The sequence below is a fragment of the Herbaspirillum lusitanum P6-12 genome (assembly GCF_000256565.1).
Taxonomy (GTDB): Bacteria; Pseudomonadota; Gammaproteobacteria; order Burkholderiales; family Burkholderiaceae_D; genus Herbaspirillum; species Herbaspirillum lusitanum.
The window spans coordinates 1-13224 of the sequence record NZ_AJHH01000149.1; the positions used below are offsets into that span (position 1 = coordinate 1).

Annotated in this window: 11 protein-coding genes and 1 pseudogene; 5 read left to right on the forward strand and 7 right to left on the reverse strand. The window is 60.5% G+C overall.

Annotated features, from left to right (window positions below):
* On the reverse strand, positions 1 to 1105 hold a 1105-nt coding region (locus HLUSI_RS0105050), incomplete at its 3' end, for a TonB-dependent receptor (protein ID WP_238533922.1).
* 479 nt (positions 1106 to 1584) lie between these two features.
* On the opposite strand from HLUSI_RS0105050, the gene argF reads away from it, so the two are divergent.
* The 4 genes from argF to ppnP are packed head-to-tail and all read left to right on the forward strand — an operon-like array spanning position 1585 to position 4633.
* Positions 1585 to 2499 (forward strand): ornithine carbamoyltransferase, encoded by a 915-nt coding sequence (argF, locus tag HLUSI_RS0105055; RefSeq protein ID WP_016832936.1) that lies wholly within the window; start codon positions 1585 to 1587, stop codon positions 2497 to 2499.
* Positions 2496 to 2894, forward strand: a complete 399-nt coding sequence (locus HLUSI_RS0105060) for a VOC family protein (protein WP_016832937.1) — start codon at positions 2496 to 2498, stop codon at positions 2892 to 2894. The genes argF and HLUSI_RS0105060 overlap by 4 nt, the downstream gene beginning before the upstream one ends.
* Before the next feature lie 52 nt (positions 2895 to 2946).
* A complete protein-coding gene (gene argG, locus HLUSI_RS0105065; RefSeq protein ID WP_016832938.1) occupies positions 2947 to 4287 on the forward strand; it encodes an argininosuccinate synthase in 1341 nt (446 codons plus the stop codon).
* A 31-nt stretch (positions 4288 to 4318) separates the two neighbouring features.
* Complete coding sequence (gene ppnP / locus HLUSI_RS0105070; RefSeq protein WP_016832939.1) at positions 4319 to 4633, forward strand: pyrimidine/purine nucleoside phosphorylase; 315 nt, start codon at positions 4319 to 4321, stop codon at positions 4631 to 4633.
* Between the two features lie 85 nt (positions 4634 to 4718).
* On the opposite strand, the gene murB is transcribed toward ppnP, so the two are convergent.
* Positions 4719 to 5744, reverse strand: coding sequence for a UDP-N-acetylmuramate dehydrogenase (gene murB / locus HLUSI_RS0105075; protein ID WP_016832940.1), 1026 nt, complete (start codon positions 5742 to 5744; stop codon positions 4719 to 4721).
* 155 nt (positions 5745 to 5899) lie between these two features.
* Between murB and HLUSI_RS0105080 the strand changes: the two genes are divergently transcribed.
* Entirely contained in the window at positions 5900 to 6385 is a 486-nt protein-coding gene (locus HLUSI_RS0105080) for a YajQ family cyclic di-GMP-binding protein (protein ID WP_016832941.1), read from the forward strand.
* 76 nt (positions 6386 to 6461) lie between these two features.
* On the opposite strand, the gene HLUSI_RS0105085 is transcribed toward HLUSI_RS0105080, so the two are convergent.
* The 5 genes and pseudogenes from HLUSI_RS0105085 to HLUSI_RS27070 all read right to left on the reverse strand — a co-directional run.
* Positions 6462 to 6956, reverse strand: coding sequence for a VOC family protein (locus HLUSI_RS0105085; protein WP_029363145.1), 495 nt, complete (start codon positions 6954 to 6956; stop codon positions 6462 to 6464).
* Between the two features lie 165 nt (positions 6957 to 7121).
* Positions 7122 to 8186: a 3-deoxy-7-phosphoheptulonate synthase AroG gene (gene aroG, locus HLUSI_RS0105090; protein WP_016832943.1), complete on the reverse strand. Its 1065-nt coding sequence runs from the start codon at positions 8184 to 8186 to the stop codon at positions 7122 to 7124.
* Positions 8187 to 8521: 335 nt separating this feature from the next.
* On the reverse strand, positions 8522 to 9982 hold the full coding sequence (gene tldD, locus HLUSI_RS0105095; RefSeq protein WP_016832944.1) for a metalloprotease TldD: 1461 nt from the start codon (positions 9980 to 9982) through the stop codon (positions 8522 to 8524).
* A 36-nt stretch (positions 9983 to 10018) separates the two neighbouring features.
* Positions 10019 to 10817: pseudogene (locus HLUSI_RS27065) on the reverse strand (carbon-nitrogen hydrolase family protein).
* 74 nt (positions 10818 to 10891) lie between these two features.
* The coding region (locus HLUSI_RS27070; RefSeq protein WP_016832945.1) for a YhdP family protein at positions 10892 to 13224 on the reverse strand (2333 nt) is incomplete at its 5' end.

Genomic DNA, 13224 nt, shown 5'->3' on the forward strand with positions numbered 1-13224 from the left:
GGGCGCCGTTGTCCGGACGATTGCCGGGCGCCGTCAGCGACACCGTCGAGGCATTCGCGCGCCACAAGCGCGGATGACGGTTTTCATTGCTGTATTCGGCGCCGAGCAGCAACTGATGCTGCATGCTGCCGGCATCGAGCTTGCCTTCCAGTTCCAGATTGCTTTGCCAGTTGCGATGCTGCAGATCCTGTTGCCAGCGCGACCGCGTCACCCCGCTGTTGCCGGCGCCGGTCAGGCCGCCCGCGAAGGTGTTGTCAAAACGGCTGTCCAGATTGAGCAGGCTGAGGACGTTGCGGATTTTCCATTGCGCCTCAAGCTTGTGCTCGAAGGTCGAGCGGACGTAAGTGCTGGTGTCCTTGATGAAGTCGCGGCCGAGCGCGCCATAGGTCGTGGATTGCGGCGCCGGCGGCAAAAAGTACGTGCCGTTGGCGCGCCGGCCAGCCGGCATACCGCGATCGGGCACGCGTTCGAATTCGCTTTGCTCGAGCTGCAGCAGCCAGCTGGTGCGCTGGTTGTCCCACTTGATCGACGGCGCCAGATACTGCCGGGTGGTGTCGACGCCGTTACGGAAACTGCCGGCATGGTCGCGCCCGGCATTGATGCGCATGGCCCATTCTTCGGACAACACCTGGTTGACGTCGGCCGCCGCGCCGATGCGGCCATAGCTGCCGGTGTTCAGCCTGACGCTGCTTTGCACATCATGGCCCGGCTGCTTGCTGATGCGGTTGATCACCCCGCCGCCGCTGCCGCGTCCGTACAAGACGGCAGCCGGGCCCTTGAGCACTTCCACGCGTTCGATGTTGCCGAGGCTGCGCACGTATTGCGCGTCGTCGCGCACACCGTCGAGGAACACGTCTCCCGCGCCGGCAAAGCCGCGGATGCGGAATGAATCGAAGCGCGTATCGGAGGTGTTGGAGATACCCGGCACGCCGCTGAGCGCATCGGCCAGGGTCTGCCCGCCATAGGAGGCGACGTCTTCCACCCTGATGCTGTTGACGGTTTGCGGCACGTCGCGCAAGTCGGTGTCGGTCCTGGTGGCGGTATTGACGGAAGCCGGACGCGGATCGTAGTGGCTGCGCTTGCTGCGAATCTCGATGGCGGGCAAATCGACGGCTTCTCTCTCGGAGCCATCGGCCGCATAAGCGTAATCAAAGGAGGAAGCGATGGAACAAATGGTGATGGCAAGGGGCCGGAGGCGTGCGCCGCGACGGACAGGAAAAAAAGGCATGTTGATCACTCGACTGGTCTTTGAAAGAGGCGCAGTCTAATGACTTATGTTGAGAACAATTCTCAACAAATGCGAAAATCCTGAGAAAATCGCTGAGTACCGATCATCTCGTCGTGAATCTGAAAATGCCAACTGGAATTGATTTCAATAAATATCAAAATGACAATTCAATTTACACAATCGAGATCCCATTCCCGGACAACCGCCGACATACCTCTCAGTCCCCCCTTTCCGCGGCACACTGTCATCCCGCCCTCGACAAGCCTGCTTTTGGGTATCTTTTTAGCCCGAATCCCTTATAATTGAAGCAGTTACAACAATCGGCGGCAGGCGCCCACTGGCCGCCGTTTTTATTTATGGCAATCAAACACTACCTGCAGTTTTCCGACTTTACGCTTGATGAGTATGAGTACGTGATCGAACGGTCGCGTGTGATTAAACGCAAATTCAAAAACTACGAGCCGCATCATTCGCTGGCCGATCGCACGCTGGTCATGGTCTTCGAAAAGAATTCCACACGCACCCGCCTGTCCTTCGAAGCCGGTATGCACCAGCTCGGCGGCGCGGCGATCTACCTCAACACCCGCGACAGCCAGCTCGGCCGCGGCGAGCCAATCGAAGACGCCGCACAGGTGATGTCGCGCATGTGCGACGTCATCATGATCCGCACCTTCGGCCAGGAAATCATCGACCGCTTCGCCGCCTACTCGCGCGTGCCGGTCATCAACGGCCTGACCAACGAACACCATCCCTGCCAGGTGCTGGCCGATGTATTCACCTACATCGAGCAGCGCGGTTCGATCCGGGACAAGGTCGTAGCCTGGATCGGCGACGCCAACAACATGCTGTATTCGTGGCTGCAAGCCGCCGAAGTCTTCGGCTTCCACGTCAATGTCTCGACGCCCAAGGGTTACGACATCGACCAGAAGCTGGTCAGCCCCGGCCACCAACGCTACACCTTCTTCGCCAATCCCGCCGACGCCTGCCAGGACGCCGATCTGGTCACGACCGACGTCTGGACCAGCATGGGTTACGAAGACGAAAACGCCGCCCGCCTGAAAGCCTTCGACGGCTGGATCGTCGATCAGGCCAAGATGGCGCGTGCACGCAAGGACGCCTTGTTCATGCATTGCCTGCCGGCGCACCGCGGCGAGGAAGTTGCCGCCGAAGTCATCGACGGCCCCCAATCCGTAGTCTGGGAAGAAGCCGAGAACCGCTTGCACGTGCAAAAGGCCTTGCTCGAATATCTCGTCCTGGGGAAAGTGGCATGATCGACCATACCGGCTTTACACCTACGGATTACGACCGCAGCAAGGCGTTTTATACGCAGGCATTCGCGTCCATTGGCTACACCTTGCTGATGGAGTTGGCCGCTTCGATCACCGGCGGCACCGACGTTGCTGGTTTCGGCGAAGCGCCCAAGCCCGATTTCTGGCTGGCGCGCGCCACTGCCGACAAGCCGGCGCACAGCCCGACGCTGCATTTCGCCTTTCGCGTGAACACCCGCAGCGCAGTGGATGCGTTTTACCGGGCGGCCCTGCAGGCCGGTGGCAAGGACAACGGCGCTCCCGGCATCCGCGCGCATTACCATCCTGATTACTACAGCGCCTTCGTCCGCGATCCGGACGGGCACAACATCGAAGTTGTCTGCCACGACGCGGCATAATTACGCGCAAGTAAATTCACTCCATCCGTCATCACTAGCCACTACGAACATCATGTCCAACATCCTGCAATCCGTTCCGGTCAACGAAAAAGTCGGCATCGCCTTCTCCGGGGGCCTCGATACCAGCGCCGCGCTGACCTGGATGCGCCAGAAAGGCGCCGTTCCTTACGCTTATACCGCCAACCTGGGTCAACCGGACGAGCCTGACTACGACGCCATTCCGAAGAAGGCATTGCAGTACGGCGCGGAACTGGCGCGACTGATCGATTGCCGCGAACAACTGGCCAACGAAGGCATCGCCGCGCTGCAAAGCGGCGCTTTCCACATCTCGACCGCCGGCGTGACTTACTTCAACACCACGCCGCTGGGTCGCGCCGTCACCGGCACCATGCTGGTCGCCGCGATGCGCGAAGACAACGTCGACATCTGGGGCGACGGCAGCACCTTCAAGGGCAACGACATCGAGCGTTTCTACCGCTACGGCCTGTTGGTCAACCCCAACCTGCGCATCTACAAGCCATGGCTGGACAACACATTCATCGACGAACTGGGCGGCCGCAAGGAAATGTCCGAGTTCATGATCAAGTCCGGCTTCGACTACAAGATGTCGGTGGAGAAGGCCTACTCGACCGACTCCAACATGCTCGGCGCGACGCACGAAGCGAAAGACCTGGAATTCCTCAACAGCGGCATCAAGATCGTGCAACCGATCATGGGTGTGGCGTTCTGGCGCGACGACGTCGCCGTCAAGGCGGAAGAAGTCACCGTGCGCTTCGAAGAAGGCCGTCCGGTCGCGCTGAACGGCAAGACCTTCGACAACATGACCGACCTGATCCTGGAAGCCAACCGCATCGGCGGCCGTCACGGCCTCGGCATGAGCGACCAGATCGAAAACCGCATCATCGAAGCCAAGAGCCGCGGCATCTATGAAGCGCCGGGCCTGGCCCTGTTGTTCATCGCCTACGAGCGCCTGATCACCGGCATCCACAACGAAGACACCATCGAGCAATACCGCGACAACGGCCGCAAGCTCGGCCGCCTGCTGTATCAAGGCCGCTGGTTCGATTCGCAGGCCATCATGCTGCGCGAAACCGCACAACGCTGGGTCGCACGCGCCATCACCGGCGAAGTCACCGTCGAACTGCGCCGCGGCAACGACTACTCGATCCTCAACACTGAGTCGGCCAACCTGACTTACCAGCCGGAACGCCTGACCATGGAAAAGGGCGAAGGCGCCTTCACGCCGCAAGACCGTATCGGCCAATTGACCATGCGCAACCTCGACATCATCGACACGCGTCAGAAGCTGGCGATCTACCAAAGCACCGGTCTGCTGGCGACCAGCAATGCGGTGTCGCTGCCGCTGCTGGAAAAAGACAAGAACGCAAAGTAATCACGCAACCAATCAACGAAAACCAGACAACATGACGACTCAATTCGACAACGTTACCGTCCTGAAAAAGGGCAATGTTTATTTCGACGGCAAGTGCGTTTCGCACACCGTGATTTTTGCTGACGGCACCAAGAAGACGCTGGGCGTAATCCTGCCCTCGTCGCTGACGTTCAACACCGGCGCACCGGAAATCATGGAAATCAACGGCGGCAGCTGCAACGTCCGCCTGAAGGGCGAAGACGCCTGGAAGACCTACGCAGCCGGCACCAGCTTCAACGTCCCGGGCGACTCCAGCTTCGAGATCGAAGTGACGGAGACTGTGGATTACGTCTGCCATTTCGGCTGATCAAGCTGCTCTGCAATAAAAAACGCGGCCGGGGAAACCTGGCCGCGTTTTTATTTGCGTGTCGATTGTGCGAGCGCCGGAAGGATCAGATGAACACCGGCTCCGGTTCCAGCTTCACGCCGAATTTGGCCTGTACATCCGCCTGGATCGCCTGCGCCAGCGCGGCGATTTCCCTGCCGCTGGCGCCGCCTTTGTTGACCAGCACCAGCGCCTGCTTTTCATACACGCCCGCCGCGCCCAGCGACCTGCCCTTCCAGCCGCACTGATCGATCAGCCAGCCGGCAGCCAGCTTGTATCCGCCGTCGGGCTGGGCATAGCTCACCAGTTGCGGATGTTGCGCCAGCAAGGATTCGCGCTGTTGCGCCGGCACAATGGGGTTCTTGAAGAAGCTGCCGGCGTTGCCGATCTGCGCCGGATCCGGCAGCTTGCGCGTACGAATCGCAATCACTGCGCCGGCAATGTCGCGCGGCGACGGTACGGTGATTTGTCGCGGCGACAATTCCTGCATGACGTCGGCATAATTCATGTTGGCTTGCCATTGCTTGGGCAAGGCAAACGTCACGTCGAGCACCACCGCGCGGTCGCGCAATTCCTGTTTGAAGATGCTGTCGCGGTAAGCAAACCGGCACGCCGCGTTACCCAGCGTGAAAGTCTTGCCGTCGATGAAATCGAAAGCCGTCAGGCTGTGGAAGCGATCCTTCACTTCAACGCCGTAAGCGCCGATATTCTGGATCGGCGCCGCGCCGACGCTGCCGGGGATCAGGGACAGGTTCTCCAGTCCGCCCAGGCCGAGGTCCAGCGACCATTGCACGAAACGATGCCAATTCTCCCCCGCCGCCGCCGTCACGTAGACGAAATCTTCATCCTCGTTGACGATACGCATGCCGGCGCCGCGCATGTGCAGCACCAGCCCGGCAAAGTCCTGCGTCAGCAGCAGATTGCTGCCGCCACCGAGGACCAAACGCGGCAACATCGACAACTCCTTGTCGTTTTTTACCGCGAGCAAGGTATCGACGTCGTCGACCGGCAAATAAACGGCGGCCTTGGCGTCGATGCCGAAGGTATTGAGATGGCGCAGGGAGAAATCGCGCTGAACTGGAATGGGAAACATAAGCGCAGGATTATAGCGTGTCGGGGTATTGAGTCCACCTCCAGGAACGGCGCGGGCATAGCCGCAATCCCGGTTGTCCGTTAAAATCACGTCTTTCGGGTGCAAGCGCCTTATCTTCGCTTTGCGCGCACCCACAGGACATAAAGGAAATCGCCATGCCATCGTTTGATACCGTCTCCGAAGCCAATCTGGTTGAAGTCAAGAATGCCGTCGAGCAATCCAACAAGGAAATCACCACCCGCTTCGACTTCAAGGGCAGCGACGCCCGCGTCGAACAAAAGGAACGCGACCTGACCGCTTACGCCGACTCCGAATTCCAGCTCGGCCAGGTGCGCGACGTGCTGACCAACAAGATGACCAAGCGCAATGTCGACGTGCGTTTCCTCGACCACGGCAAGATCGAGAAAATCGGCGGCGACAAGGTCAAGCAGGTGATCAAGGTCAAGAACGGCATCGAGACCGAAGATGCGAAGAAGATCGTGCGCGTCATCAAGGACAGCAAGATGAAGGTGCAGGCCAGCATCCAGGGCGACGCCGTACGCGTGACCGGCGCCAAGCGCGACGACCTGCAAGCCGCCATGGCGATGCTGCGCAAGGAGATCAAGGATCTGCCGCTGGAATTCAACAACTTCCGCGACTGACGTTTATTGTCAGGACGAATAAAAACGCCGGCATGATGTGCCGGCGTTTTTTATTGCAGTGTGCTTCCCCGCGCAATCAGCCGCACTGCATCTTCTGCTCCTTGCTCATCTTTTCCATCCCTTCCTTGATCTCGGCCGGCGACAGGTCGCGCTGATGGGTGGCTACCGACCAGCGATGGCCGAACGGGTCTTCGAGCTGGCCGTAGCGGTCGCCCCAGAACATATCGGCCAGCGGCATCGTCACCTTGGCGCCGGCAGACTGCGCCTGGGCGAACACGGCATCAGCGTCTTCCACATAGAGATGGATGGTGACCGGCGAACCGCCCAGCATCAGCGGACCGCGCGAGCCCCACTCAGGCATTTCGTCGACCAGCATCAACGAGGAATCGCCGATGCGCACCAGCGCGTGCATGAGCTTGCCGCCCGGCCCCGGCAGCCGCGCCAGTTCAACGGCGCCGAAAGCCTGTTTGTAAAATTCGATGGCTTGCGCGGCGCCCCCGGCGCAAACGAGATGCGGCGTCAGCGCATGCATGCCATCGGGGATCGCCTTGACTTGAGAAGAAGTGGCCATGCTTGTCTCCTTTTTGATGAAATCGGGACGCTCATTGTGCACCCTGCATCTCAAAAATCAAGTTGACGGAAAGCCAAGCCGAGATGCGGTGCCGAAATGAAAAAAAGCCCCGACATGCGGGGCTTCCTGTTCTGCTTGCAAGCACAGCTCATCAACGCGCCGAGCTTACTCCTTGTCGCCGATCAGACGACGTTGCCTGACCGCATCCGCCAGACCTTGCAGCACGCCCAGGCTTTCTTCCCAGTCGATGCAACCGTCGGTCACGGACTGGCCATAGGTCAGTTCCTTGCCCGGCACCAGGTCCTGGCGACCGGCAACCAGGTTCGACTCGACCATCACGCCGACGATGCGCGAATCGCCGCCGGCTATCTGGCCGGCGATATCGGCGCAGACCGGGATCTGGTTCTCCGGCTTCTTCGAGCTGTTGGCGTGCGAGGCATCGATCATCAGGCGCGCCGCCAGACCGCTCTTGGCGATGTCCTGGCAGGCTGCTTCCACGCTGGCGGCATCGTAGTTCGGCGTCTTGCCGCCGCGCAGGATGATGTGGCAATCCTCATTGCCGGCGGTCGAGACGATGGCCGAGTGGCCGCCCTTGGTGACCGACAGAAAATGGTGAGGCTGCGATGCGGCCTTGATCGCATCGACGGCAATCTTGATGTTGCCGTCGGTGCCATTCTTGAAACCGACCGGGCACGACAGGCCCGAAGCCAGTTCGCGATGCACTTGCGATTCGGTGGTGCGTGCACCGATGGCGCCCCAGCTGATCAGGTCGGCGATGTATTGCGGGCTGATCACGTCGAGGAATTCGGTGCCGGCCGGCAGGCCCAGCTCGTTGATGTTCAGCAGCAGCTCGCGCGCGGTGCGCAGGCCGTCGTTGATGCGGAAGCTGTTGTCCATGTACGGATCGTTGATCAGGCCCTTCCAGCCGACCGTGGTGCGCGGCTTTTCGAAGTAGACGCGCATGACGATCTCCAGCTCGCCCTTGAAGCGCTCGCGCTCGACCACCAGGCGGCGCGCGTACTCCATCGCGGCCTTGGTGTCGTGGATCGAACAGGGGCCGATTACGACCATGACGCGATCGTCCTGGCCGTGCAGGATGCGATGCAAGGCGGTACGGCATTCAGCCGTCGTGCTCTCGACTTTTTCGCTGCCGCCGAATTCACGGATCAGATGCGATGGGGGTGTCAGTTCTTTCATTTCTCGGATACGTAGATCGTCGGTGCGCGGCATTTTTTCTCCTGATTGCAATCTGAATTGGATGAATTCGAATGGGTAAAAAAAAACCGCCATCACTGGCGGTTTTTTAGAAATTCGGTTTGGTCTCTACTTACGAACGCTTACCGCTTTTCACCGCCGTGGGGCTGGAATAGCTAAAGTAAAAATAAAAGAAGTAAGCGCGGGCGAAAGACATTGTGTTCTATGCGAATAGTCGTTAATTACAACAGAAAACGATAATGCAACAATTTTCCGGTTTTGGCAACACCAGTCATTAATTTTTCACAAAAACCGCATTGAATGACGTTTTCTTGCATTTAAACCGTCACTCAATGCCTTCAACGCACAATTTATGCCGTACCGCCCACCGTGACGCCATCAATGCGCAAGGTCGGCTGACCGACGCCGACCGGCACGCTCTGGCCTTCTTTACCGCATACGCCGACGCCGGAATCGAGCTTCATGTCGTTGCCGATCAGGGAAACGCGGTTCAGCACGTCAGGACCGTTGCCGATCAGCGTGGCGCCTTTGACCGGATAGGAAATCTTGCCGTTTTCGATCATGTAGGCTTCGCTGGCCGAGAAGACGAACTTGCCGTTGGTGATGTCGACCTGGCCGCCGCCGAAGTTGACGGCATACAAACCGTTCTTCACCGAGGCGAGGATTTCTGCCGGGTCCTTGTCGCCGGCCAGCATGTAGGTGTTGGTCATGCGCGGCATCGGCAGATGCGCAAACGATTCGCGGCGGGCATTGCCGGTCACCGGCATCTTCATCAGGCGCGCGTTCATGGTGTCCTGGATGTAGCCCTTCAGGATGCCGTCTTCGATCAGCGTGGTGCATTGGGTCGGATTGCCTTCGTCGTCGATGTTGAGCGAACCGCGGCGATCGGCGATGGTGCCGTCATCCACCACGGTGACGCCCTTGGCGGCGACGCGCTCGCCGATGCGGCCGGAGAAGGTGCTTGAGCCCTTGCGATTGAAGTCGCCTTCGAGGCCGTGACCGATGGCTTCGTGCAACAGGATGCCGGGCCAGCCCGGTCCCAGAACGACGGTCATCGGACCAGCCGGCGCGGGACGCGCGTCGAGGTTGACCAAGGCGGTGGAAACCGCTTCGGAGGCGTATTTTTCCAGCAGCTCGTCGCTGAAGTAAGCATAGCTGTAGCGACCACCGCCGCCGCTGCTGCCCATTTCTCGGCGACCGTTCTGTTCGGCGATGACGGTGATCGACACACGCACCAGCGGGCGGATGTCGGCGGCGATGATGCCGTCGCTGCGCGCCACCAGCACGACGTCGTATTCTCCGGCCAGGCTGGCCATGACTTGCACGACGCGCGGATCCTTGGCGCGGGCGATGCGTTCGATGCGTTCCAGCAGATTGACCTTGGCGGTGGCGTCCAACGAAGTCAGCGGATCGTGCGGCAAGTACAGCGAACGGCCGCCGTTGGGCTGCATGCTGCCGGCGATCTTGACGCGGCCTGCGCCCTGGCGACCGATGGTGCGGGTTGCCGCAGCGGCATCGAGCAGGATGGATTCCGAAATTTCATCCGAATACGAGAACGCCGTCTTGTCGCCCGACACGGCACGCACGCCGACGCCCTGGTCGATGGAGAAGCTGCCGGTCTTGACGATGCCCTCTTCCAGGCTCCAGCCCTCGCTCTTGGTGAACTGGAAATACAGGTCGGCGTAATCGACCTTGTGCGTAAACATGGTGCCCAGTGTTTTCAGCAACTTGGCTTCGTCCAGGCCGAACGGCGTGAGCAGGACATCGCGTGCAATACCGAGCGCGCTGAGATTGGGTTCGAATGTTTTCATGAATGATTTATTTAATTTACAGCAACTTATTGACGCTCAGAGCTTGCGGTGCCTGAGCGCAGGCAGGCTTTCACGTACGTATTGTAGACGATGGGGGTCGATGTCGCCGATAACAAGGCCTTCGCCTTCCGGCAGCACGCTGACGATTTCGCCCCACGGGTCGATCAGCATGCTGTGGCCCCAGGTGCGGCGACCGTTGACGTGCTTGCCGCCTTGCGCCGACGCCAGGATGTAACACTGGTTCTCGATTGCGCAGCAGGGTTTCCCAATGCGCCTGGCCGGTGGTGTGGGTGAATGCGGCCGGCACCACGATCAGCGCGCAGTCCCCCATGGCGCGGTACAGCTCGGGGAAACGCAGGTCGTAGCAGATCGACAGGCCGACCTTGCCGAACGGCGCGGTGAAGCTGCCCACTTCGTTGCCGAAGACGATGGTGCGCGCTTCGTCATAAGCCTCTTCGCCGCGCACGAAACTGAACAGGTGGATCTTGTCGTAGCGCGCCACGCGGCGGCCGGCGGGGTCGTAGACCATCGTCGTGTTGAGCACCTTGTCGGCTTCATCGGAGGCCATCGGCAGGGTGCCGCCGATCAGCCAGACCTTGAACTCGCTCGCCAGCGCCATCATGAAATCCTGGATCTTGCCGACATCGGTCTGCTCGGCATGCGCGAGCTTGGCTTTTTCGTGCATGCCCATGATGGGCCAGTATTCCGGCAACAGCACCAGTTGCGCGCCCTGCCCTGCGGCTTGTCCGACCAGCCGGCGCGCAGCGGCGAAATTCTCTTCGACCTCGGGCGTCGACACCATCTGTATCGCCGCGACTTTGTACGTTTCGTTCATGTCAGCCTCGCTGGAATTCGGTTGCGCCGGAACACGGCATAACTCGGGGATGCCTTGTGAATATTGTATGAATATTATTTTGCGGCAGGTTTGCTGTTGACGTCTGCGCTGCGTTCCTGCTTGACGACCAGCGGGTCGCTCCAGGACCCGGTTACATTATATTCAAAGGTCAGCGTCTTCATCAGCGGGTTGCGCAGGAACAGTTGCGCCAGGTAAGTGCCGACCCCGACCACCGGATTGATCGCCAACGCCACCAGCGACGCCGTGCCGAGGTTGACCTCGGGAATCACCACCAGATGCAGGTTCTGGGTTTCCTTGGCGATGTCGGCGGAACCGTTCATCAGCACCGATGCCGCCACGCCGGTCATCTTGAGATTGTCGGTGGTGGCGATGCCCTGTGCAATCGACGCGGTGCCGACGATATTGTCGAAAGCAAAGCCCTCGGAAAATACATCGCGAAAATCCAGCGCCAGCCGACGTGGCAAGGCTTGCAAGTTGAGCACGCCGAGCAGCTTGGCCGCGCCCGGATCGACCTTGAGGAATTGCCCCGAATGCATGTCCATGTGGAGCTGCCCGCTCAGGCTCGGAATATCCAGCGAATACGGCAAACCCTTCCAGCTGACATCGCCGTCGAGCTGTCCCTTGCCGCCGCGCACCACGCCGGCGAAACCGAAGCGCTCCAGCAGCTTGCCGGCATCGTTGATGTCCAGCGCATAGGTCAGGTTGGAGGTATTGTTGCGACCGAACGCCATCCAGTTGCCGGCGGCGCGCAGCTCGGCGTCGGGATTGATCAGCGTGAGCTTGTTGATGCGCCATTCGTTGCCGACGCTGACGCGCACGTTGTGGGCGTTGAGTTCGAGGCGGCCGAGCTTCTTGCCGAACAGGCGGAAGTCTTCCGCCACGATGTCGAGCGCCGGAATGCGGCTGGCGCTGTTGGCGTTGGTATTGTCGGCTGCATCGGCGTTATTTTCCAGCAGGTCGGCAGGATCGGTGCCGGCGCCCTTCTGGATGTTCAGCGTGGCCAGGCGGGCCGTGACGCGGCCCAGTCCGCGACCGCTGCCCGACTCGCTCCAGGTGGCGTAGCCGGTGGCCTGGTCGGAAGAAATGTTCACCTGCCAGGCTTTGTTCTGATGCGAGGCGCCCAGCACGACGTTGTCGAGCTTCTTGCCCATCAGCAGCAATTCGCTGGTGCGCCCGGCGATCACATCCGGTTCGAGATAGGCGCTCAGGCCCGGATCGGGAGCGCCTTCGCTGCCGTCGGCCTGCTTCAGCATGGCGGCGCGGAAACTCACCCACTGATCGATGTTGATCGATTTTGCACTGGCATAAATTGCCAGGCCGCTGTCCGGTTGCGGCGCCGCCTGGCCGAAGCCGATGCCGCCGCTCAGCACCTGCCAGTCGGCTTTTCCAAGCACCTTCTGGCGCTGATAGCGCGCAGCCAACACCGAACTGAGCGACAGTTTGATTTCATCGCGCTGGAGCAAGGGATCGACGGACGGCATGCCGATGATTTCAAACTTCAGCGGCCAGCTTTCGCCGGCGGCCTTTTGCATCGGCGCCGGCAAGTCCACCGCCATGCCTTGCAGGCTGGATTCGATGGTGATTTCCGGCAAATGCTGGCGCACGGCGATGGTCGCGGTATAGCGCGAGGCGCCGTTCAGACGACCCAGCAAACGCTGCAGCACGGGTTCGCTGTAGGCCTTGCGCAAGCCATCGGCGGTGATCGCGCCGTCGACCTTGACCAGCGTAGTGCCGTCACGCTGGGTGCCGCCCGCCGCCGTGATCGGCTCATTGAGGAACACGCCCTTGAGGCCGTTCAGGTTGAAGCCCTTTTCATTGAACTCGAGCTTGCCGTTGGTACGGTAGATGGTCGGCAGTCCGGCCAGCAGTGCGACGTCGTTGTTGAGGAATTGCAGTGCGCCGTCGACCTTGGCGTCGATCATGTGATGCAGCGGCAACTGGAACTTCAATTGCAGTTTGGCGTTGCCGGTGGACTGGCTGTCTTCGGTGAAATTGCCGATCCAGTGCGCCACCGGACTGTCCTTCACATAGCGCAGGAAGTCCGGCATCGCGCCGGCGGCGTTGCCGTCGATTTCCAGCGACGATTCGGCATTCAGCAAATCGGGAATGACGGCTTTCACGTCTGACACGGCGACGCCGTGGGTCTTGCCGGAGTCGGCCGCAATTTCCAGTCGCGTGCGGTCGATCGTGATGCTGCCCCTGACGTCTTCCAGCAGCGGCCACTCCGGCGACTTGCCGTCCTTGCCGGTGTGCGACGGCGCATAGTTGATCTTGAGCTTGTCGAACTTGCCGGAGACCTTGAATTCACCAGGATTCTTGCTGCCCGGCTTGACGTTGCGGAACGGGAAGTCGGCCAGGTCGCCGCGCGCGCGCGCGCGCGCGCGCG

Coding starts and splice junctions, on each gene's coding strand:
- argF (WP_016832936.1), top strand. CDS start 1,585: ATGGCAATCAAACACTACCTGCAGTTTTCCGACTTTACGCTTGATGAG.
- HLUSI_RS0105060 (WP_016832937.1), top strand. CDS start 2,496: ATGATCGACCATACCGGCTTTACACCTACGGATTACGACCGCAGCAAG.
- argG (WP_016832938.1), top strand. CDS start 2,947: ATGTCCAACATCCTGCAATCCGTTCCGGTCAACGAAAAAGTCGGCATC.
- ppnP (WP_016832939.1), top strand. CDS start 4,319: ATGACGACTCAATTCGACAACGTTACCGTCCTGAAAAAGGGCAATGTT.
- murB (WP_016832940.1), bottom strand. CDS start 5,744: ATGTTTCCCATTCCAGTTCAGCGCGATTTCTCCCTGCGCCATCTCAAT.
- HLUSI_RS0105080 (WP_016832941.1), top strand. CDS start 5,900: ATGCCATCGTTTGATACCGTCTCCGAAGCCAATCTGGTTGAAGTCAAG.
- HLUSI_RS0105085 (WP_029363145.1), bottom strand. CDS start 6,956: ATGGCCACTTCTTCTCAAGTCAAGGCGATCCCCGATGGCATGCATGCG.
- aroG (WP_016832943.1), bottom strand. CDS start 8,186: ATGCCGCGCACCGACGATCTACGTATCCGAGAAATGAAAGAACTGACA.
- tldD (WP_016832944.1), bottom strand. CDS start 9,982: ATGAAAACATTCGAACCCAATCTCAGCGCGCTCGGTATTGCACGCGAT.